This is a genomic window from Pseudanabaena biceps PCC 7429, from assembly GCF_000332215.1.
Taxonomy (GTDB): domain Bacteria; phylum Cyanobacteriota; class Cyanobacteriia; order Pseudanabaenales; family Pseudanabaenaceae; genus Pseudanabaena; species Pseudanabaena biceps.
In genome coordinates this window covers 1-22,892 of the sequence record NZ_ALWB01000062.1, presented here as the reverse complement: position 1 = coordinate 22,892, position 22,892 = coordinate 1, and the positions used below count along the sequence as shown (strand labels likewise).

Genomic DNA, 22,892 nt, shown 5'->3' with positions numbered 1-22,892 from the left:
GCTTGCGCTACAGGTTTCAGATCTTAAATTCAATTGCCCTAGCTACTTATAGCGCTTTGCGCTCAAATCTACCCCAAGAAACTTTTTGAAAGTGTTGCCTTGCAACACTTTCAAAAAGTTTCTTGGGGATTATTAGCGATCGCATTAGCTAAATTAAAATTCTCTCAATGTCTAGTTCGGAAGCTGCAATGGCTAATTGTGAAATATCGTGCAAATCCTTGACATAGGGTAAAATCCCCAAAATTGGAGTAGAAGCAAGTCGAGAAATCATCTGTGGCGGAGCCAATTCCTCCATCTCTTCCTCCGAATAGACTTGTGAGCAACTGAGGACAATCCCCCTCAGCTTCACCTTTTCCATGCGGGCTAAAGCCACATTGGCGATCGCTTGCGAGATCGCGCCTAAGCGCACTGGCACGACGAGAATGACTTCTAATGCCCAGTCTCGCGCCAAATCTGCCACGATATATTCATCGGTAATCGGCGAACCGAGTCCGCCCATAGATTCTACTAGCAAGCATTCCTTTTGTTGTTGCAGTTTGAGAAAATGTTGCCAAATTAGCGCTAGATTGATCGCTTTACCTTCTTTATGAGCCGCGATCGCTGGAGCGATAGGGGTTTCAAAATACAAAGGCGTAATTTCCTCAAGGGTTTGCGAGAGCGAGAAGGTGTGATGATAGAATTCGCGATCGCCCTCTCCCGACTGCAAGGGTTTATAAATTCCGAGGGATGTACTCGGTTCATTTCTGGATGCAGTGCGATCGCGATAGGTCAACCAATAGGCGGCTAAAGCTGCCGTTAAAACGGTCTTTCCCACCCCCGTATCGCTGCCAACAATCAATAAAGGTTTCGTCATTATGGAATACTCGGTAAAATTTTGGTGAGTTCTAAGTAGCTAAGGTGAACTTAAAACCCAGAAGAGCGTATCGCCTGCGTAGCAGGCGGTACGCTCTTCTGGGTTTAGGCTTTTATATCAATTAGCCCAAACAGCGCAACGACTCCAACATTCCTTTGGCTTTATTGAGAGTCTCTTGATATTCCTTCTCAGGGTCGGAATCGGCAACCACGCCCGCGCCTGCCTGTACGCTAGCGGTTCCATCCCTCGTTACGATCGTCCGAATTGTGATCGCCGTGTTTAGTTGTCCCTCAAAGTCATAATAACCATAGGCTCCTGCATAGACACCTCGGCGATCGCCTTCTAAGTTATGGATGATGTCCATCGCTCTAATTTTCGGTGCACCGCTGACTGTGCCTGCGGGGAAGCAGGCTTGAAGTAAATCCCAAGCATTTTTTTCGGGACGGATTTCACCAATGACATTGCTGACAATATGCATGACATGGGAATAAAGCTCGATCGACATTAACTCATCGACCTTCACCGTACCACTTTTGCAAACGCGACCGAGATCGTTGCGTCCCAAATCCACTAGCATCACATGCTCGGCAATTTCCTTAGGATCGGCAAGTAATTCTTGGGCGAGTTCCGCATCTTCTTTTGCAGTCGTACCCCTAGGGCGCGTGCCTGCGATGGGACGCAAGATAGTGCGCGAAACTCCATCGATGACTTCAGCCTTAACCATAATTTCTGGACTAGAGCCAATTAGTTGCCAATCCTTAAAGTTAAAGAATGCCATATAGGGTGAAGGATTGACCACCCGCAAAGAGCGATACAAGCTAAAGGGTTCGCCTTTAAATTCCGTTGTTAATCTTTGCGAAAGTACGACTTGAAAAATATCGCCAGCCTTAATATGTTCTTTGCCCAATTCTACGGACTTACAGAACTTTTCGCGGGTGACGTTGCTCGTATAGCTGACAGGTGGTTGCAGTCTGGGATTTGTCCAAGTAATAGCCGTCTTTTGGCGATCTAGAGGCGATCGCAGTTTATCTACCAGTACCTTTAAGCGAGCACAAGCTGAACTATAGGCTGTCTCCGCATCTTTGCCGTTACTCATATCGGCATAGGCGATCGCCCAAATTTTGCGTTTGACCTGATCGAACACCAGCAGGTTATCTACTTGCATCCAGACCCCATCGGGCGTATCTCCTTCTTGGCAAGGATATACAGGTACTTTAGGTTCAATCCAATTAATTAACTCGTACCCCCAATAACCAAATAGTCCTCCCAAACTCGGCGGTAGCTGGGGCAAATGCACAGGATGAATCGGCGCAAGGCAATCATGCAAATGTTGAAAAGGATTGCCAATAAACTCGACTACCTTGCCATCCCGAAAGGTCTGTGTGGTGCGATCGCCCCTTGCTTCTAATATCCAAAGAGGGTCACAACCTAATAAGCTATAGCGTCCCAGTCTCTCCCCACCCTCAACTGACTCCAATAGAAAGCTGTAGGGTTGACCTTGACATACCCGATACCAAGCCGACACAGGCGTATCGAGATCTGCCACCAGTTCCATGTACACAGGTACAAAGTTGCCCTGTTCGGCAAGCTTAATAAAGTCAGAATACTCGGGGAAAATCATGCGATCGGAATTTTTAAATAAATTGTTGCAACTAACTAGGATCTTATCGTGGTTTTCAGCACTGCTTAACAAAAAGCCATAAGTTTGTCCTGATTGCGCTCTGATGTTGTCTTGGTATTCTTGATACTCCCTTCCCATTGAATAATCAGCGTTGCGGCGCGAAGCGCCTGCAAACCTAATAGAGAGTGGCGGCGCTTCGCGCCGCCACTCTCTATTAGGTTTGATGTCCTGACTTACAGCGCATTGCGCTCAAACCCAAACCAAGGGAATTTTTAAAAGCGTTGCAAAGCAACGCTTTTAAAAATTCCCTTGTGGTTCGTTTGATCGATAATTGCTGGAAGTGAATATAGCTATAAAACTAAACTTTAGTAAGGGTTTTCAAGTTAAGCAATGGCGTAGCCATTGCTTAACTTGTTATTGCTTAACTTGTGCTTATACTTTAACGTGAGTTCGGGATAATTTGAAACGGACTTCGAGAAAGGGTTTGCGTAGCAAACCCTTTCTCTAAGCCCGTTTCAAATTATCCCGAACTCAAGTTAAAAAACAAGCCCAGTAAGGTTTTGAGAATTCCCAAAATAGCAACGCCATTTTGGGAATTGGTATTACAGGTTTTGGGTTTCAGGACAAATCACTGTAAGCTCGTAGAAATCTTCTAAACATACGTTTTCCAGCTTAATCCATGACTAATAATGCCAAGATCCCTGTAGTTGTTTCTGGGGCAACGGGAAAAATGGGGCGCGAAATTATCAAAGCGATCGCCCAATCCCCAGATATGTCGCTTGTCGGGGCGATCGGTCGCCAATACCTCGGTGAAGATATCGGCGAAGTTGTTGGGATTGGTGAACTAGAAATACCAGTAACTGACAATCTTGAAGTTGTCTTGGCTCAAGCTGCCCAAGAGTCCCAATTGCCAGTAATGGTTGATGTCACCCACCCCAGCATTATCTATGACAATATTCGATCAGCGATCGCCTATGGAGTGCGTCCCGTCGTCGGTACGACAGGCTTAAGCGAACAGCAGATTGCCGAGCTTGCCATCTTTGCCGATAAAGCCAGTACGGGCTGCATTATTGCTCCAAATTTTTCCGTGGGAGTGATTTTGATGCAGCAAGCGGCGATCACTGCTGCTAAGTATTTTCAGCATGTCGAGATTATCGAGTTGCATCACAATCAAAAGGCTGATGCCCCAAGTGGAACCGCGATTAAAACAGCACAAATGCTCTCCGAATTAGGACAATCCTTTAATCCCCCCCTCGTCGAAGAAAAGGAACATCTGTCAGGGGCGAGGGGGGCAACCTACGGCGAAAATATCCGTATTCATAGCTTGCGTGTGCCAGGAATAGTCGCTCGTCAAGAAGTGATTTTTGGGGCACTCGGAGAAACTCTCAAGATCGAACATAATGCCAGCGATCGCACTTGCTACATGTCAGGGGTATTGCTCTGCGTTCGTAAAGTGCTAGCGCTTAAGTCTCTTGTTTATGGCTTAGAGAAATTATTGTAAAGGACTCGCGATTTAATAAAGCCCCAAATAGTGTTGCTGCACTCCGCGCAGCAACACTATTTGGGGCTTTAATTTTGTCCTAACAAGACTGGCGGCAGCTATATAAAAATATAAAGATGCAGTCGTGTATTGCTTTTGTATCGCTTTTGCAATGCAAGGGCTTTTTAAGCAACAAAAAAGCCCTTGCATTGCAAGGGCTTTTTTGTTTTTCAAGAATACCCCCAGGGGAATTCGAATCCCCGTCGCCTCCGTGAAAGGGAGGTGTCCTAGGCCTCTAGACGATGGGGGCGTGTTCTTGACCTTTATTAATATACACAAGGAATAGAAATATTGTCAACACCTCCAGCAAACTTTTTTTGATTACGTAAAAACTTCCGTCCACAATGAATTTTCACTACAGCGCAAAGCGCGGTAAGTAAGGCGGCGCGAAGCGCCGCCTTACTTACCGCATTTTTACTTGATGGGGGGGCGGATGCCATAGGTACGATAGCGCCAGTAATCCTCTAGGATTTGAGCGTGATCGAAACATAGCTGCTTTGGCGTTTGCCAAGCAGCAAAAACACCGACCGATTTAGCATCGTCATGGGCTTGGGGATCACCTTCTGCCTCAGCCATATACACCGCACTGACCGTATGTAAGCGCTCATCACGACTGGGGTCAGAATAGATCCCTAGCAAATCGATTAACTCCACTTTTAAGCCTGTCTCCTCCTCTGCTTCCCTTCTGGCAGCATCTTCAAGGCGTTCTCCATAATCCACAAATCCCCCAGCGATCGCCCAGCCATGGGGGGGATTGAGCCGCTCGATTAACACAATAGGTCGATCGGGGCGATCGCGCAGGGCAATGATGATATCAACCGTAGGTACAGGATTTCGGTAAGTCACTGGATTCGTAATTAGGATTGCTAAATTTTTATGGCTGGCGACAGCCATATTAGGACAATATTAAAACCGAAAAGAGAGGTGCGCCGCTTAGCGGCGCACCTCTCTTTTCGGTTTTGTTTTATAGCTGCCGTTAACTGTATTGGCAATACTAATTCACGAAAGTGCGACAACCCTTTTGTGAATTAAAAACTAAACCTCGTAAGGGTTTTAGACCACTTGGTCTAAAACCCAAAATATTGTTGCCGCACTCTGCGCAGCAACAATATTTTGGATTTTAATTTTGTCCTAACAAGACTGGCGGCAGCTATAATATCGTCGAGCAGAATTGCTCTGGAGCCTTTAGAGTAGGGGTGGGGCTTTAGATCGGCAAAGAGAGGGTAATTACAGCTACAAAATCCAGCTTGCGCGTGAGTTATTATGCAGACTCATAATCCGAGAGCTATAGGCATTACTCGGCAGGAGAGTATTTCTTTGATCCCGATCAGTATAGAAATTGTAGAAGGTAATCCGAATCTTGCCTCTCTCTTGGGCTGGCATTTGCAGCAGATAGGCTATTCGGTATTTCAGGCTGTGAGTTGTCAGCAAGCTAAGCTGGTATTTCAAAAACAACAGCCCAGCTTGGTAATTTTGAGTACTGATTTGCCTGACGGGGATGGTGTGGAACTATGCCGTTGGTTACATAAGCAAAGAAGTTCTTTGATATTTATCATTTCATCGCGTACCAATGAATCTGACATCGTTGAAGGTTTAAAAGCTGGCGCTGATGACTATTTGACAAAACCCTTTGGAATGCAGGAGTTTTTGGCAAGGGTGGAAGCTTTAACCCGCAGATTACGCACATCTGCACCACCCGCTTGTCTGGATTATGGAGTCCTCAAAATTGATCTCGTCCAAAGACAAGTTCGGCTCAAGGGTAATGCGATCGATTTAACGCCACAGGAATTTAGTTTGCTCTACGTGCTCGCCCAATCCGAAGGGCTAGCCTTAAGTCGCGCGGAGCTTTTGCAAAAGGCTTGGCCAGATGAAATTAACAATCCGCGTACAGTGGATACCCATGTTTTATCATTGCGAAAAAAATTAGAGGTCGATCCACAACAACCAAATCTGATTCAAACTGTGCGTAATATTGGTTATCGTTTTAATCCAGAGGCTTTGTCCCGATTGCCTCTTAGACCGCAGCCTCCAACTAATAATAGCGATCGCCCACCCCAATTTACTGCCCCTCCCAGTCGCTCCTTTGCGAAGTATTAACTTACTAAGGATTAACCTACTTAACCCTTGTCATCCCGCTCTAACCAAGATTCATTCTGGTATACTGTCAACTACATCAATATTTTCATTGATTAGCTAGACTTGAATCAATAATTCTGTAAAGACGCGATCAAAAAACAGATAATGTTGATTAGGTAATATTCACGACCTTATCGCATGTTTAGGGTTTTGAAAATTTTATGATTGCTGTAGCGATTTATCTCTCGCTAAATTATTCCAATTTTCTAAAAGGGTTGGATGTTGACGAGGATTTACGCTAAGGCACAACAGGAAAAGCAGGAAGGCAGTTATGGTAAAAGTCCTCGTAGTGGACGATAGTTCAATGGTGTTGGAGATGGTTTCGGCACATTTAAAACAAAATGGCATAGAAGTTATAGAAGCTAATGACGGTGCTGAAGCAGTCGAAAGACTAAAAGCAGTAACTCCCGATTTAGTTGTCACCGACGTAGTTATGCCTAAAATGAATGGCTATGAGCTATGCCGATGGATCAAAAATAATGCCTCTACGAAGGATGTACCCGTAATTATGTGTACAACCAAAAGTGAGGAATTTGATAAGTACTGGGGTATGAAGCAGGGGGCTGATGCTTACCTAACCAAGCCTTATCACCCACCTGAATTAATCAAAACGATTAAACAGCTACTCAGTCAAATTAAGTAAAAGTAAGCGGAAGCGCCTTGCGTTTTCCTATCTCATTTTTGGATAATTTTGGATAATTAAAGAGGCGGCACATAGTGCCGCCTCTTTATGTATGCCATGTATGTCTCGACTTCTGTCGAGCCCTTTTTAGAAAATATGAACTCTCAATTTTATTTAGGTTGTGCAGTTTGGGCTTATAAGGGATGGGTTGGTGACTTTTATCCCCAAGGGAGCCGTTCTGAGAAGTTACTGCAACTTTATAGCGATCGCCTGATAACGGTGGAGGTAAACTCGACTTTTTATTCACTTCCCGATCGCCAAACGCTCGAACGATGGGCAAAGGATACCCATCCCAATTTCCGCTTTTGCCCAAAATTTCCTAAGCATCTTACCCACAATGGTTTATTAGTGCCATTTATTGAGCAGTCATACCAATTTTTAGATTTAATTTCTAGCTTGGGCGATCGCTTGGGCGTGGTATTCGTGCAGTTACCTCCTAGCTATAGCCCTGCCAACTTTACGGATTTAGAAAGTTTCCTCCAAGCTTTGCCCCGCGATCAATATCAAATAGCGTTAGAGGTAAGGCATGGTGATTGGTTTAAAGCGGCGGCTGGCGATCGCTTAAATAGGCTGTTAAGAAAACTGGGTATGGGACGAGTTCTCCTCGATTCGCGTCCTATCTACGATTTGCCCTTGGGCGAGGCGATCGATCCAGCCCTTGCTGCCCCAGTGAAACAGGAACGCCGCAAACCAAACTTACCTTTACAGCCTGTTGTAACTGCGCCCTTTAGTATCGTTCGCTTTATCAGTCATCCCGAACGCAATTTCAATATCCGCTTTTGGCAAGAATGGATGACTTACTTGCAAGAATGGCTAGCCCAAGACACCCAAATTTATTTCTTCATGCATTGCCCGCTCGAAGAGCGATCGCCGCACAATGCTAAATATTTTCAGGAAATGTTAGAAAAAACCAATCTGTCCGTCCCCGCCTTACCTTGGGATCGTCTAGCTCCACCCCCTCAACAACTAAAACTATTTTGAAATGCTCGTAATTAAATCAGTTAAACCAGTTAAATTATTTCTACGAGTGGTCTTATCCCTATTCTTGATTGCCGCAGGCACTCTCCATTGGTTAACGCCCAATCCCTTTGTCAAGATCGTTCCGTCCTTCTTACCCTATCCCTTGGCACTGGTTTACATTAGTGGTGTGTTTGAAATTTTAGGAGGGATTGGTTTGCTCTTACCCTCGGTCAGTATTGCCGCCGCTTGGGGCACGATCGCCCTATTTGTTGCGGTATTTCCAGCAAATATCAATATGGCAGTTAATCGTATTTCCCTTGAAGGTATTCCTGATTCAGATTTCCTGCGTTGGGGACGCTTACCACTACAGGCGGTATTGATTGCATGGGCATGGTGGTACACCTGTGAAGATTCCTAAAATTTTAATTTTAATCTCCTAACTAATCCATAACCCAGCCATGAGCCAATTCTCCCCTTCTCCTGAGACTGATCGCTATGCCGAATTCATACAGCCAGTGGATCGATATAATCGTGATTTGATTGATAAAGTGCGTCCGTTGGACTGGGTTAATCCCGAACCTGCGGCGAGCTACGATCTAGTCGTCATTGGGGCAGGGACAGCAGGCTTAGTGGTGGCGGCTGGAGCCGCAGGGTTGGGACTGGGCTTAAAAGTAGCCCTAATTGAAAAAAACTTGATGGGTGGAGATTGCTTGAATGTGGGCTGTGTCCCATCTAAATGCCTCATCCGTTCGTCGCGGGCGGTAGCGGATATCCTTGCGGCGGCTCCTTTGGGGATTAACTCGGTTGCTGGTATCGACATCGATTTTGCGGCGGTGATGGCAAGAATGCGGAAAATTCGGGCGGAAATTAGCGTTCATGACTCCGCCGATCGCTTTCGCCAGCTTGGTGTGGATGTATTTTTTGGAGAAGCGCGATTTATTAACTCCTCAGCCAATGATCGGGCGATCGCCGTTGGTGAGCGACGACTCCGCTTTAAAAAAGCTGTTATCGCCACTGGGGCAAGGGCAACGACACCGAAAATCTTAGGACTGGCGGAAGTCGGCTATCTAACGAACGAAACAATTTTTACCCTTAGCGATCGCCCCAAACGACTTGCCGTAATTGGTGGCGGCGCGATCGGCTGTGAATTAGCCCAAGCATTTCGACGTTTGGGTTGTGAAGTGACTTTATTACATAAAAATTCACGTTTATTAGATCGCGAAGATCCCGATGCGTCAGAAATTTTGCAGCAGAAATTTACAGAAGAAGGATTAAATGTAGTTTTGGACTGTGTGATCGAGCGAGTTTCCAAAACGCCTACGGGCAAAATCATTAGTTATCAGCAAGGCGAAACCCTTCGAGATATTGAAGTTGATGAAATTCTGATTGGGGTCGGGCGATCGCCCAATGTGGAAGGACTAAATCTTGAAGCTGTAGGCGTAAAATATGATCAACAGCGTGGGGTTTTCATTGATGACTATTTGCAAACCAGCAACCCCTATATCTATGCCGCAGGCGATATCTGTATGGATTGGAAATTTACCCATGCTGCGGATACAGCGGCAAGAATTGTCATTAAAAATACGCTGTTCTCTCCCTTTGGTTTGGGGAGAAGCAAACTGAGCAATTTGGTAATGCCTTGGGTGACCTTTACGGATCCAGAGATTGCCCATGTAGGACTGTCTGCCAACGAAGCCGATAAACTGGGTTTAGAAACCGAACAGATTAAAATTCCCTTTAGTGGGGTCGATCGCGCTATTTATGATGGTGAAACCGATGGCTTTGTCAAAATCCTGCATCAGCGTGGTTCTGATCGCATTTTAGGCGCAACCATCGTAGCCCGCCATGCGGGCGAGATGATTAGTGAAATTACCTTAGCGATCGTCGCCAAAAAAGGGCTGAATCAACTTTCGAGCGTAATTCATGCCTATCCAACCCAAGCGGATGCGATCAAAAAAGCTGCCGAGGCCTATCGAAAAAAATTACTCACCCCAAGGACACAGGCTTTTTTGAAGTTTTTAGCACAACTTAGTTAACTAACGTCAGTTCGGGTCTGGCAAATTTTAAAATCCCAAAAGTAAAAGCCTTGCTAGGCAAGGCTTTTACTTTTGGGATTTGAGAAAGGGTTTGCTACGCAAACCCTTTCTCAAATCCCGTTTCCAATTATTCCAAACTCACGTTATACCAATTCCCAAAAGTGTGGCTACACTTTTGGGAATTGAAAACCAAACTCAGTAAAGTTTTTAAAATCACAAAATGGCGTAGCCATTTTGTGATTTGGTATTGAGTAGCTGGGTACAGTTAAATATAAAACTCCAAAAGCTGTAGCGCACGCTGCGCGTGCGCTACAGCTTTTGGGGCTTTATACCAATTCATAAAAGTGTGACAACACTTCTGTGAATTAAAAACTAAACCTAATTTTCTTGCCCCGACTATCCCTATGTTGCCGTCGTCAATCGCTGCTAGACTAGCAAAAGAAAAATTTAACGATTAGCTCACTTACTGAATCGATGCCTCAAGACACTGTTGCGACTGTTTCGACTTCTGCACCCAATATCACCACAGGCGAAGCCCTAACCATTTACGAAGATATGGTATTGGGACGCACTTTTGAGGACAAGTGCGCTGAAATGTATTATCGCGGAAGAATGTTCGGGTTTGTGCATTTGTACAATGGTCAAGAAGCGGTAGCTTCTGGCGTAATCAAAGCCATGCGTCCCGATGACTATGTATGCAGTACCTACCGCGACCACGTTCACGCCCTCAGTGCGGGTGTCACGGCAAATGAGGTAATGGCAGAGCTTTTTGGGAAGGAAACAGGATGCAGTAAGGGTCGTGGTGGCTCTATGCATATCTTCTCAGCTAAGAATAACTTTTTGGGTGGCTATGCTTTTGTGGCTGAAGGCATTCCCGTAGCTTCGGGTGCAGCGTTTCAGTCAAAATATCGCCGTGAAGTAATGGGCGATCCGAATGCCGACCAAGTAACCGCTTGTTTCTTTGGCGATGGTGCAAGTAATAACGGGCAGTTCTACGAAACCCTCAATATGGCAGCTTTGTGGAAATTACCAATTATTTTTGTCATTGAAAATAATGATTGGGCGATCGGGATGAAGCATCATCGAGCTACTTCCGATGTGCGGATTCATAAAAAAGCCGAAGCCTTTGGGATGCCAGGATTTGAGGTAGATGGTATGGATGTGCTATCCGTACGCGAATATGCTCAAGAAGCCATCCGTCGCGCCCGTGCTGGCGAGGGACCTACGGTTTTAGAATGCATGACCTATCGTTTTAGAGGACATTCTCTAGCTGACCCCGACGAACTACGCAGCAAAGAAGACAAGGATAAATGGTTCGGACGCGATCCGATTAAAATCTTTGCTAGCCGCGTGCTTGAGCATGGTTTAGTAACTGAAAGCCAGTTGAAAGACATTGATAAAAAGATTCGCGATGTAGTTGAGGAATGTGTCCGCTTTGCGGAAACTTCTCCCGAACCAGATCCTAAGGATCTTTTCCGCTATCAGTTTGCTGAAGACGAATAGAGTGCAAAAAGGAAGTTGCTTGGCAACTTCCTTGCAAAACCTAAAAGATAGGTGGCGTTTAGTGCCATCTATCTTTTAGGTTTTATAGCTATAGTCAGTAATGTTAGGACAAAAAACAAACCCAATAGAGAGTTGCGGCGCTTCGCGCCGCAACTCTCTATTGGGTTTGAGTGTAAAGCGCCGTAACTTGGTATTATTTATAACTTGCAACGGGAGATCTGTGCTTGTTCCCAATCGACATCGTTGACGATCGCTTTGGAGAAATCGCAATTAACCAAGGTCGCACTATGAAACGAGGCTTTAGTGAGATCGGCATACTGAAACTTAGTGCCTGTGGTAGTGCGCCATGTATTAATTGCCAAACGAAATAAGTAGAGGCTCCCAAAAATCTGTAATGGCTCGATCGCTAAAAATATTAATAGTGCCGTAAAGGGATTAAACCGTAGCGAACCCGCGATCGCGTTAAAAGCACCAGAAACTAATATTTTGGTGAAGGTGGAGCCAAAGAAACCTGACACAAAAGCTATAACAAGGGAAATAGGAATTGCTATGACCGTGCCCTTGGAGCTAGAGATCGCAAAGCTCGCCGTAAAGCTAATCGCAAAGCTAACCGCAAATACGATGATCGCCACGATTGCCACCCAATAAACTGTGGCTTGATTGATAATCGTTGCCCCAAAAATGAAAGAAAGGGAGAAGGCAACCAGCAAAATAGTAGAGATCGTTGCCGTACCCGCAAACATCAACGCCATTACAAACGAGACCATGCTGGCGATCGCCGCTTGCCTCTGACTTTTGCCCGCGCGCACATTCGCAAAATTAGCTGCCTTGAGTTGAGAGCGGCAAAAATTACACCCACGAATATCAGCACCGCTAAAATTAGCACCGACTAGATTTTTGCCCTTGAAGGAGCGATCGCGTAAATCTTGGTTTGCAAAGTTGAGGCTTTGGCTCATAGCGACCTGTTACTAAGCTTATAAAGCTAGAAAGGCGTACCTCTCTAGCTTTATGAATTTTAAGCTAATTCGCCTAGATTTGGCTTAGAAATATGTGGCAGTCCCCAACCTAACTTTTCGCGTAATACCTTGAAAAATTCACCTTTCTGCAAACGAATAAACCTCGCTGGATATTGCGATCGTTCGACTTCAACCCGATAGTCAGGATAGATGTAACATCCCGCATTACCATCAACAACCAACACCAGCCGATGTCGATTAGCGGGGGTGACAATCACTTTCTCCGTATTGGCAAAGACTAAAGCCCGTGATGCCATGGAATGGGCACAAATGGGGATAAGTTGGAATACGGGAATTCCTGGCTCAATGACGGGACCTCCTGCTGAAAGTGCATAGGCGGTTGAGCCTGTAGGTGTAGAAATAATCACGCCATCCGCTGCAATATCAACGGGTAAATGGCGACCAATCTGCACTTCAAAGTGACACATACTGGTCAAGGGTTCACGATGCAATACCATTTCGTTTAACGATAGGGCCTCCCAGAGCAGTCCTTGGCTATCGTAAACGCGCACCGTCATCATCGATCGCTGTTCGACAACGTAGTTACCTTCAACAATTTGCGAAACTGCTTCTTCCCAATCGGTTAGGTAGGTTTCGGTCAAAAATCCCATATGCCCTGTGTTTACATTTAAGACGGGTAAACCGAGGGGGGCGATCTGACGGCAGGCAGAGAGTACAGTGCCGTCGCCTCCAAGGGCGACAACAAACATTAAGTCGCGATCGAAACCGATGGGGACTAAACTTTCGATTAATGTATGACAAACGGGAGCATCAGGTTTGCCATAGCCCAAAATACCGCCATTTCCAGTCGCCATCACTGTCTGGATCCCACGCTTTTCTAGCCACGACTTCATATCCAAACCTACACGTTCAGCGACAGGCTTTGCGTCGTTATATATAATCCCGACTTTTGGCACGCTCAATGACTACCTAGACTATTCAAAAATTTGTCAGTTTGGTAATTATAGCAATTAGCAATTAGCAATTAGCTTTTGGCTTTTAGCAATTAGTTTTTGGCAATTAGCTTTTGGCTTTTGGCAATTAGCTTTTGGCTTTTGGCAATTAGCTTTTGGCTTTTAGCTTTTAGCAATTAGCTTTTGGCAATTAGCTTTTGGCTTTTGGCTTTTGGCAATTAGCTTTTGGCTTTTGGCAATTAGCTTTTGGCTTTTATATAGCTATAGTCAGTAATGTTACTCCCTTCCTACCAAAGAAATAGACATCAAAACCAATAATTAGCGTTGCGGCGCTTCGCGCCGCAACGTCTAATTCTTTACTGGGAAGGGAGTAGGACAAAAATCAAACCCAATAGAGAGTTGCGGCGCGAAGCGCCGCAACTCTCTATTGGGTTTGATGTCCTGACTTAAATTGTTTGGACGGTGCAGTTTTTTAGGGTAGCCTCGTCAAGCGATCACTTTTTTCTTCCTTGGCTTCTTTGTTTTGATTCCAGAGCAGCATACCTAATACGCCATCAAGTAAGCCTCCGCCCCGATCGCTACCATTGACGGCAACATCGGGTACAACGCGCACATTGCGATCGCCGATAGTTTGCATTAACTGCAAGGCAACGTAGGAACTGCCGCCGAGGGCATCGACTCCAGCTCGATAGGCATCGGCTTTTGCTTCACCCGTGACTCGGATAGATTCGGCTTCACCAGCCGCTTCTTTGACCTTGGCGCTAGCTTGCAGTTCGGCAATGCGTACCCCTTGTTCGGCGGTAACTACTTCTCTTTGAATATCCGCAAGAGATGTTTCGCGGACGAGTTCTTGGCGTTGCGTTTGGGAGATGCGCTGTACTTCGTAGGTCTTGCGTTGTTCTTCGGCAATTTTGCGATCGGTGAGGGTTTGCATCAGAGTTTCGGGTGGTTCGATTTGTCCGAGGAGGGTATCTACTGCTTGGACATCATAGGCTTGCATGGCGGTACGAATAAAATCGGCTGCTTCTGCTTGGCGATCGCTGCGGGCGATCAAGAAATCTAATACTGTATAGGCCTGTGCGGAATTGCGGAAGTAGTTACCTACGGTTGGACGGAGTACGTGATCGACGAGGTTTTGCATCGAACCCACACGTGAAATCACCCTAGGGGCATCCAAGGCTCCTACGTGAATGATCTGTGCGACTTCTAAATTAAAGGCAAAGCCATCGTTAGAACGGACATTTAAGGCTCTCAACTTAGAGTCATAGCCATGTTCTTCGGTGCGATCGCTGAAGTTTAGAACAATATTGGTAGTGGGAACGAGTTCCACTTTCATAATATGGGTATTTAATGGATGTTTGCCAGGATAAAGCGGCTCGATCCATACCCCCTTATCGCCGACATTCACCAAATGTCCGTGGGTAAATAAAGCGCCACTAACATCATCTTGAGCGCCGCCAACAAAGGAAATCACCACGCCGACATATCCAATGGGAATATCGGTCATTTTTACCTGTTCGATCTGAACGAACCAAGGATTGAGGTTCCATGAACCCGATAGAATAACCTGCTCCTGCAAGCCGCGCCGACCGCCTCCATTGATGAATAGTTGAGCGTTTTGAAAGTTGTCATGTTCGGGAATGATTGCTCCTGCGATCGCTCCTGTCTCAATGGGCGTTCCATCTAATGTCGTGACAATGCCGACTTTTTCGGTGGCGACGGAATAGAGTTTTAGTTCCGATGGAGACATTCCATTGGCGGTCGCATTAGCAGAAGTAATAATTGTAAATAGCGCCGTATTGACTCGATAGGTTCCTGCGGTTAGGATTCCTAACTGTCTTCCCTTTTCCCCACCCGCAAGGAGAAATTCGCGTGCGTTTTGGAAATTGTCGCAGGGGACAGTTTTACCTAAAATGCGATCAGGAGGAATCGATTTACCATCGTTGGCAATAATTAAGCCGATTTCGCCTTGGGGTATCACCACTACGGATTCTTTGCGAACGCTATATTGCCAAGGATAAAAGCCAAAATGCCAACCAGGGGCGAGGGTGTCAGCTTGATATCCAGCTTCACCATTGAGGGCGACGAGTTGTCCTGGAGGTAAATCGCCACGCAATGAGAATTTCTTAACCACGATGCCGACTTCTCTTTCACCGACAACGATTAGCCCTAAAATCCATCCCATCTGGGGGAGAAATATAAATACAATTACAACACCGCCAATCACCCATACCCACAGTGGAAAGCTAAGCTCGCCTGCTTGCATCAGTTGGAGGGTTTGCGATCGCGTATTGGCGGCGTTATCTTTCTGGGAAATTGATTGGGCGATCGCTGCATCGTGGGTGAGGATTGTTGGCAATCCCAAGATACCCAGCATAGCGATCGCTGCACCTGAAATAAGCGATCGCTGCCAAAATTTCTGACCTAAGCTTGGGCAAATATCCTGAATCCTAAATAGCTTTTTCACGGGTAAAATACCACTTTCAGAACTGATGCTAATCTAGCGTAGTTGTCAGGAAATCCTCAAAATCTACTAAGAAAATTAACAAGCTCAATACTTTATACCAAAGCTCAAAATGGCTACGCCATTTTGAGCTTTGAAAACCCTTACTGGTTTTGGTTTTTAATTTACAAAAGTGTGACAACACTTTTGTAAATTGGTTTTTGAATTGGTTTGTAAATTGGTTTGTGAATTGGTAAGTAGTTAAGTATAAGTACACTTAAAATCTAGACGAGCGTAACGTCCGCGTAGCGGACGTTACGCCTTCTGGTTTTGTTTTTTATGCCGAACTACTTATTACTGATATAGCAACACTAGAGATAGCTAAACCCAAGAAGAGAAAGGCGGCGCAAAGCGCCGCTCTTCTCTTGACTTTACAGTGAATTCCAACGTTCGGCAGCAGTGGCGAGCGCTTTATCGCTGGGCTTCTCCTTGAGCATGGCAAGTTGTAACTCTTCGTAAATAATTTTCCGCAATTTCTCAATATCCTTCGCAGGTGGAATTAATACTTCTGATTGGGACAGTTGTGAGGCGCTAATAACTCTAGCGCGATCGGTTAGCGGTGCGTCCTTGGCTACCTCGGTGAAATAGCGATCGCCAGCGCTCTTAGTCGTTGAAGGTAATGAATTCTCAACCTTAGAAAAAGCAAGCTGATTTCCCGCATTGGTTATATAGAGGGCAAATTTGACGGCTAGAGCTTGATTGGTGGAGGTAGTTGGCACGGAGACATTCATCACCGCCGCACTCTTTTTACCCGTTGAGCCAGTAATTTGAGCGCCCACATCGGTAACTTTGGCGATATCTGGAGCATTCAGAGTAACCGTTTGCAAGAACTGTGGTCCGGACAATAAAATTGCCACTTCTCCCGACTGATAGAGTTCTACTGCTTTCCGATGCCCTTCAGTTAAGATTTCGCGAGGGATTAACTGCTTCTCAAAGAGATTCACCCAGTAGTCAAAGGCAGCCTTGCCCGCCGCATCGTTAAATGCAGCTTTACCATTGGGATCGAGCAACTTCATTCCCATCTGTACCATCGCTTCTAAGACTTGTCCGCCATCCATAGTCAGCATAAAAGCATATTTACCAGTTTTTGCTTTAATCTGTTCCGCAACCTTGGCAAGTTCTTCAAAGGTTTTAGGAGGCTTGGCAGGATCTAAACCAGCCTTTTCAAATAGAGCCCGATTGTAAATGGTGATATCCGTTGCCACGTACCAAGGCAAACCAAAGGTGGTATTATCCAGTTGATTCGCCTTCCAGATATTTGGGAAATAGGTGGCTTTATCGTTTGCTGATATAGCTTTTTCCATATCCACCAATGCTTTTTTCTCGGCTAGTTTGGAAGCAAACTGCGGATTTAAATTCACGACATCGGGAGCTGTTTTGGCAGCTACAGAGCTCAAAATTTTAGTTTCCATTTCTCCCCAAGGAATATCCACCCACTCTACTTCCGCCGTCGGATTTTCCTTTAGAAATCCTGCAATCAAATCCGCCATGTATTTATCAAATTGTGGTTTTAATTGCATCGTCCAAAATACGACTTTGTTTTTACCTGAAGAGTTAGATGGCGTTGTTTGGGCTCCACAGGCTCCGAGCAAAAACAGAGTAGAAAGTCCGATAAACTTGCGGCGACTGAGGTTGTTAAAGAGATTAGATGGCATGGCAACAATAGTAAATGTGAGTAGATTCGAGTAGATTCGAGTAGATTCGGTTTGATTATATAGCTATAGTCACTTAAGTCAGGACATCAAACCCAATAGAGAGTTGCGGCGCGAAGCGCCGCAACTCTCTATTGGGTTTGATTATGGCTTCTCAGCGCGAGGGTAATGTTATTATCCTTGGGCGGAATATCGCTGAAGGCTTCAAAGTATTTTTTGGCGATCGGTGGAAAGTTGGGGAACTCAAATTTGGCATCACCATCGGCAATATAAGCCCAGAAATATCGCAGTTCGGGAGTGAGGGTTTCGGCAATTTCGATCGGGAGATTGAGAGGGGCATGGGTTAGCAATCTCAGGACGAAGGGGTGCGATCGATCGCCCATCCATTCCCGCGAAAAATGCAGGAGATCGGGTTGTTCGGGAATGGATTTGACGCGAAATGATTCGATCTCTAGGCGATCGCCTGAATCATCGGAGCTATAGCTAAGAATCCGATAGGGATGGGGAAAACTAACCAGAGAGCCAGTAGTAATGTCATAGAGATCATAGCGATCGCTATAGGCAATATCCTGCACATGGAGATGCCCCGTAAAGATCAACTGTACCTTTGACTGTAAAATTTGACATAGGCGATCGGCATTACCGAGCATGTAGCGCTGTCCGAGCGCATTACAGGACTGGTCATGCATATGTTCCAGTACATTATAATGAATCGTTACTAAATTCAGTTCGTAATCCTGATTTTCGAGAATAGATTCCAACCAGATCAATTGCTCATCATCAATCCAGCCAATCTGTTGACCTTCAGCATCAAACTGATTGGAATTTAATCCTATTAAACGCACCTTTGGTAATACTTCGCATTCGTAGTAGAGCTTGCGTGGTTCGCTCTTGCCAGACTTAAAGCCAAAATTAGTATAGTGAGGAGTAAATTGATCGAAGGTTTCGGGTCTGGGTACATCATGATTGCCCGCGATCACATAGACGGGATAGGGAAGTTGCGCCAATCTTTCCGATAGCCATTGATGGTTTTCTGGTTCGCCATGCTGGGTCAGATCGCCAGGTAACAGAAGAAAATCTATATCTAGGTGAGCGATTTGCGACAGCACTTCTTCAAAAGCTGGGATGCTGTACTCCACAAGGTGAAAGCGCGAGGGGTGATGCCAAATTGTGTGGGGCAATGCGATGTGCAAATCGGAGGCGATCGCAAATTTAAACTTAAGTGCCACCTAGATCCAAGCCATGAATAATTACCCTCTGATTATAGAGTATAGCTAGATATAAGTAGTTCAGCGCAGTGAAAAAACAGCATAGGCAGCTCGCAAGGTGGAAGGTGGGGCAAAACGCCAAAGATGAGTGGCGGCGCGAAGCGCCGCCACTCATCTTTGGCGTTTTGATATGGGATTGCTATAGACAGCAATGAAGATACAGAGAAGATACGGAGAAGATACAAGATGGCGTTTACAATAGGTTGGATACATTGTTTAAGACCAAAATTTGAATGGCTGAATTAGTTCTGTCGTCGGCTCAAGTTAATCGCACAGCCCTCACCCCCATGATGCTGCACTATATCGAAATGAAAGAGCAATATCCCCATGCGGTGATGTTGTATCGGCTGGGAGATTTTTTTGAGGCGTTTTTTGAAGATGCAGAACTAATTTCACGGGAATTGGAATTGGTATTAACTGGACGCGATGGCGGTAAGGCTATTGGACGAATTGCGATGGCGGGTATCCCTCACCATGCCCTTGATCGCTATGCTAATCAATTGGTTGAAAAAGGCTATTCGATCGCTGTGTGTGACCAGATGGAGGCAGCCTCGGAGGCGCAGGGGCTAGTCCGCCGCGAAGTTACCAGAGTTATTACCCCTGGAACTGTGATCGAAGAGGGGATGCTGGCAGTAAAGCAAAATAATTTTTTAGTAGCGATCGCTAATGGTGGCGAAAACTGGGGCTTAGCATATACCGATATTTCGACGGGTGAATTTTCTGTAACACAGCTAAATAGTACGGAACATTTAATTCAGGAACTATTGCGGTTACAACCTGCGGAAGTTCTCATTCCCATTGATGTACCCAATCCCCAACTATTTCGCGGTTCGCGATCGGATAAGCCCAGCGTCTTTTGGGAAGGGATTGCTCCCAAGGAAAAATCTGCCTTGCCCGAACCCTATAGTGCCTTGCCCGACAGCTTTTGCTATACGCCACGATCGCAAGCTCCTTTTGCCCTAGCCGAAGCAAAACAGCGCATTCTTGATACCTTTAGAGTGCGATCGCTTGAGGGATTTGGCTGTCAATCCTTGCCCTTAGCCATTAGAGCCGCAGGGGGGATTTTAGAATATCTCGAATCCACCCAAAAAAGCATCAAAATGCCATTGCAGGGGATATCCACCTATGTGATCGCTGATTATCTAATCCTTGATAACCAAACGCGCCGCAATTTAGAAATTACCCAAACCGTGCGGGATGGTACTTTTTATAGTTCCTTGCTCTGGGCTTTAGATAAGACGACGACAGGCATGGGTAGCCGTGCTTTGCGCCGTTGGCTATTGCAACCACTAAAGGATATCGAGGCTATTAATGAACGCCTAGATACGATTGCCGAGCTATATAAGCAGCATTCTTTACGCAAGAATTTGCGAAGTTGCCTCAGTCAAATCTATGATATCGAACGTCTGTGCAGTCGCATCGGTGCGGGTACGGCAAATGGGCGCGATTTAATTGCCGTGGCAATGTCGTTAGAAAAAATGCGCGATGTTGCTGATGTAGTTGCTAGAGCCAATTCGCGCTATCTAAAAGCTTTACAGTCCGTACCATCGGTACTATTACAACTGGGCGAGCAGTTACAAAAGACCCTAGTGGAAGAGCCCCCAATTTATATTACAGAGGGTAATATCATTCGTTCTGGGGTGAACGAACAATTGGATCGCCTGCGCCAGCAGAGCCGCGATGATGTGGAATGGCTATCTGCCTTTGAGAAGCAGGAAAAGGAACGCACAGGAATTAATACGCTCAAAGTAGGCTTTAATAAAGCCTTTGGCTATTACATTAGTATCTCGCGCGGTAAGAGCGAGCAAGCCCCTACGGATTACATTCGCAAGCAAACCTTAACCAATGAAGAGCGGTATATTACGCCCGAACTGAAGGAACGCGAGACAAGGATTCTCAATGCCGATAGTGAATTAAAACAATTGGAATACGATCTGTTTGTCGAGTTAAGATTACTTGCCGCACAACAGATCGAACCCATGCGCACCTTAGCGACAGCTCTCGCTGCGGCAGATGTGCTATGCAGTCTGGCTGAAGTTGCCGTTACTTACAACTATTGCCGTCCCCAAATTACTAACGATCGCGCGATCGCGATCCACAATGGTCGCCATCCCGTTGTCGAGCAGTCTCTGCCCGCAGGCTTTTTCATTCCCAATTCTACCTATTTAGGTAACGATCGCCAATCGGTATGTCCCGATTTAATTGTTTTAACTGGTCCCAATATGAGTGGCAAGAGTATTTACTTGCGTCAGGTGGGCTTAATTCAACTCATGGCTCAGGTGGGGAGCTTTGTCCCTGCGGAAGCGGCGACCTTGGGTATCTGCGATCGCATTTTTACCCGTGTGGGCGCAGTTGACGATCTCGCCACAGGACAATCAACATTTATGGTGGAAATGAATGAAACGGCAAATATCCTCAATCATGCGAAGGAACATTCCTTAGTTTTGCTGGATGAAATTGGACGAGGTACTTCTACCTTTGACGGTATGGCGATCGCTTGGTCGGTAGCCGAATATATTGCCAATAAAATCAAAGCTCGCGGGATTTTTGCAACCCATTATCACGAACTGAACGAACTTGCCAGCCTACTTCCAAATGTGGCAAATTTTCAAGTCACAGTCAAGGAATTAGAAGATGAGATTATTTTCTTACATCAAGTTCAAGAGGGTGGTGCGGATCGTTCCTATGGGATCGAAGTGGGACGCTTAGCAGGCTTGCCTGCCACCGTAATCAGTCGTGCTAAGGAGGTTTTAGAACAAATCGCTAAAAATAGCCATATCGCTACGGGATTGCGTAAGGGGGGCTCGCAGCATCGCGATCACTCCCCAAAATCACCATCAAAAACCACCAAAAAATCTTCTAATGATTTTCCTGATGATTCGCAAATGACTATTTTTGACACCAATGCGCCCTAATAAGTGGCTAGGCGCATAATAGAGCCAGAGTCTGTAGCGCACGCTGCGCGTGCGCTACAGACTCTGGCTCTGTTTTTTAATTATGCCCAGCTACAACCAAAACCAGAGAACATACCGCCCGCCCAGCGGGCGGTATGTTCTTCTAGGTTTTAAGTTTACTTATGCCTAGCTACTTATAACCAAAAAATAAACTTCGATAAACTTCGATAAACTTTAATGAAAAAAAAAGATGATTGGTTTCGGATTGCGTTGCGCTGGAGAGGCTCCGTAGTCCCAGAAGTTTTACCGCGATCGCTATTGTGTGGATTATTTGGTGTTTTCATTTATATCCTCCATATCTCTAATATCAGAGTTTCCTTGCCAATTCTGGGCAGTATCATTCCCAATATCGTGCTGGGTCTATTGCTCGTATTTCGGACAAATACCGCTTATGAGCGATTCTGGGAAGGTCGCAAGGCTTGGGGACTGCTTGTAAATACAGTCAGGAATTTATCGCGCCAAATTCTAGTGGCGATTTTAGAAAAGGAACCCCGCGATCGCCAAGCGAAAATTGCAGCGGTGAAAATGTTACCAGCCTTTGCGATCGCCTTAAAACTACATTTGCGATCGGAGTCAATTAACTCTGAACTGGCGGCAAATCTCTCTCCTGAGCAATTTGAACGCTTGAAAACGATGAACCATCCCCCGCTGGAAATTGCATTTTGGCTTAGTAGCTACTTACAAGAACAAACTCAGCAAGGAAAATTGGATCGCTATCAACTAAACGATATGATTCAGCTTTTACATCAAATGGTTGATGTTGTGGGTATTTGCGAGCGCATTCTCAGGACTCCAATCCCTTTAGCCTATGCCATTCACCTCAAACAGTTATTAATGATTTATTGCTTATCTCTTCCATTCCAAATGGTCGATCAACTAGAATGGATGACCGCCCCCATCGTGGCTTTGATTAGTTTTACCTTGTTAGGAATAGAAGAAATTGGCATTCAAATTGAAGACCCCTTTGGTCACGATACTAATGACTTGCCCCTAGATAATATTTGTAATGCAATGCAACGAAATATTGACGATTTGATTTTCATCACTGGAGTTTAGACTAAAAAAGGAAAAAAAGGCAGAGTAAAAGAGATACAAACTGCCTAAAGTAGATGAAAAAGAAAAAGCACATCTACAGTCATGATTATTGATAAACTACAGAACTTTCGTCAACAGGCATATAATTTTTTAGGAAATGGAAGAGATGCAATATTTGACTTAATGGATGCAGTGTTAACCAGTCCAAGCGTGAAATCA

Annotated in this window: 17 protein-coding genes and 1 tRNA gene; 9 read left to right on the top strand and 9 right to left on the bottom strand. The window is 45.4% G+C overall.

What is annotated here, in order from left to right:
• Positions 1-148: 148 nt before the first annotated feature.
• Positions 149-853, bottom strand: a complete 705-nt coding sequence (gene bioD / locus PSE7429_RS09070) for a dethiobiotin synthase (RefSeq protein ID WP_009626847.1) — start codon at positions 851-853, stop codon at positions 149-151.
• 121 nt (positions 854-974) lie between these two features.
• Entirely contained in the window at positions 975-2,474 is a 1,500-nt protein-coding gene (gene trpE, locus PSE7429_RS09065) for an anthranilate synthase component I (RefSeq protein ID WP_040687934.1), read from the bottom strand.
• A 679-nt stretch (positions 2,475-3,153) separates the two neighbouring features.
• Here trpE and dapB point away from each other — a divergent pair.
• Positions 3,154-3,975 (top strand): 4-hydroxy-tetrahydrodipicolinate reductase, encoded by an 822-nt coding sequence (dapB, locus tag PSE7429_RS09060; protein WP_009626845.1) that lies wholly within the window; start codon positions 3,154-3,156, stop codon positions 3,973-3,975.
• Positions 3,976-4,191: 216 nt separating this feature from the next.
• Here dapB and PSE7429_RS09055 read toward each other — a convergent pair.
• Positions 4,192-4,264: transfer RNA gene (locus tag PSE7429_RS09055), tRNA-Glu, on the bottom strand.
• A 164-nt stretch (positions 4,265-4,428) separates the two neighbouring features.
• Entirely contained in the window at positions 4,429-4,860 is a 432-nt protein-coding gene (locus PSE7429_RS09050; RefSeq protein WP_040687932.1) for an NUDIX domain-containing protein, read from the bottom strand.
• A 417-nt stretch (positions 4,861-5,277) separates the two neighbouring features.
• Between PSE7429_RS09050 and PSE7429_RS09045 the strand changes: the two genes are divergently transcribed.
• The 6 genes from PSE7429_RS09045 (at position 5,278) to pdhA (ending at position 11,331) form a co-directional block, all read left to right on the top strand.
• Positions 5,278-6,111, top strand: a complete 834-nt coding sequence (locus PSE7429_RS09045; protein WP_009626843.1) for a response regulator transcription factor — start codon at positions 5,278-5,280, stop codon at positions 6,109-6,111.
• A gap of 310 nt (positions 6,112-6,421) precedes the next feature.
• Positions 6,422-6,793 carry a response regulator gene (locus tag PSE7429_RS09040; RefSeq protein WP_009626842.1) on the top strand — a complete coding sequence of 124 codons (372 nt, stop codon included), beginning with the start codon at positions 6,422-6,424 and terminating at the stop codon, positions 6,791-6,793.
• Positions 6,794-6,928: 135 nt separating this feature from the next.
• Positions 6,929-7,813, top strand: coding sequence for a DUF72 domain-containing protein (locus PSE7429_RS09035; protein ID WP_040687927.1), 885 nt, complete (start codon positions 6,929-6,931; stop codon positions 7,811-7,813).
• Between the two features lies 1 nt (position 7,814).
• A complete protein-coding gene (locus tag PSE7429_RS09030) occupies positions 7,815-8,210 on the top strand; it encodes a DoxX family protein (RefSeq protein WP_009626840.1) in 396 nt (131 codons plus the stop codon).
• Between the two features lie 40 nt (positions 8,211-8,250).
• Positions 8,251-9,828 (top strand): mercuric reductase, encoded by a 1,578-nt coding sequence (locus PSE7429_RS09025; protein WP_009626839.1) that lies wholly within the window; start codon positions 8,251-8,253, stop codon positions 9,826-9,828.
• Between the two features lie 474 nt (positions 9,829-10,302).
• Positions 10,303-11,331 carry a pyruvate dehydrogenase (acetyl-transferring) E1 component subunit alpha gene (gene pdhA, locus PSE7429_RS09020; RefSeq protein WP_009626838.1) on the top strand — a complete coding sequence of 343 codons (1,029 nt, stop codon included), beginning with the start codon at positions 10,303-10,305 and terminating at the stop codon, positions 11,329-11,331.
• Between the two features lie 197 nt (positions 11,332-11,528).
• Here the strand turns inward: pdhA and PSE7429_RS09015 are convergent, their stop codons facing one another.
• From PSE7429_RS09015 to PSE7429_RS08995, 5 genes are all read right to left on the bottom strand, one after another.
• The gene (locus PSE7429_RS09015; protein ID WP_009626837.1) at positions 11,529-12,287 is read right to left on the bottom strand and encodes a pentapeptide repeat-containing protein; all 759 of its coding nucleotides are present in this window, start codon (positions 12,285-12,287) and stop codon (positions 11,529-11,531) included.
• Between the two features lie 59 nt (positions 12,288-12,346).
• Entirely contained in the window at positions 12,347-13,264 is a 918-nt protein-coding gene (locus tag PSE7429_RS09010) for an NAD(+) kinase (RefSeq protein WP_009626836.1), read from the bottom strand.
• A gap of 469 nt (positions 13,265-13,733) precedes the next feature.
• On the bottom strand, positions 13,734-15,638 hold the full coding sequence (locus PSE7429_RS09005) for an SPFH domain-containing protein (protein ID WP_009626835.1): 1,905 nt from the start codon (positions 15,636-15,638) through the stop codon (positions 13,734-13,736).
• 497 nt (positions 15,639-16,135) lie between these two features.
• Positions 16,136-17,419 (bottom strand): ABC transporter substrate-binding protein, encoded by a 1,284-nt coding sequence (locus PSE7429_RS09000; RefSeq protein WP_009626834.1) that lies wholly within the window; start codon positions 17,417-17,419, stop codon positions 16,136-16,138.
• 128 nt (positions 17,420-17,547) lie between these two features.
• A complete protein-coding gene (locus PSE7429_RS08995) occupies positions 17,548-18,645 on the bottom strand; it encodes a metallophosphoesterase family protein (RefSeq protein WP_009626833.1) in 1,098 nt (365 codons plus the stop codon).
• 272 nt (positions 18,646-18,917) lie between these two features.
• Between PSE7429_RS08995 and mutS the strand changes: the two genes are divergently transcribed.
• Together mutS and PSE7429_RS08985 are read left to right on the top strand one after the other, a co-directional pair.
• On the top strand, positions 18,918-21,599 hold the full coding sequence (gene mutS / locus PSE7429_RS08990) for a DNA mismatch repair protein MutS (RefSeq protein WP_009626832.1): 2,682 nt from the start codon (positions 18,918-18,920) through the stop codon (positions 21,597-21,599).
• A 216-nt stretch (positions 21,600-21,815) separates the two neighbouring features.
• Positions 21,816-22,694, top strand: a complete 879-nt coding sequence (locus PSE7429_RS08985; protein ID WP_009626831.1) for a bestrophin family protein — start codon at positions 21,816-21,818, stop codon at positions 22,692-22,694.
• Positions 22,695-22,892 lie beyond the last annotated feature (198 nt).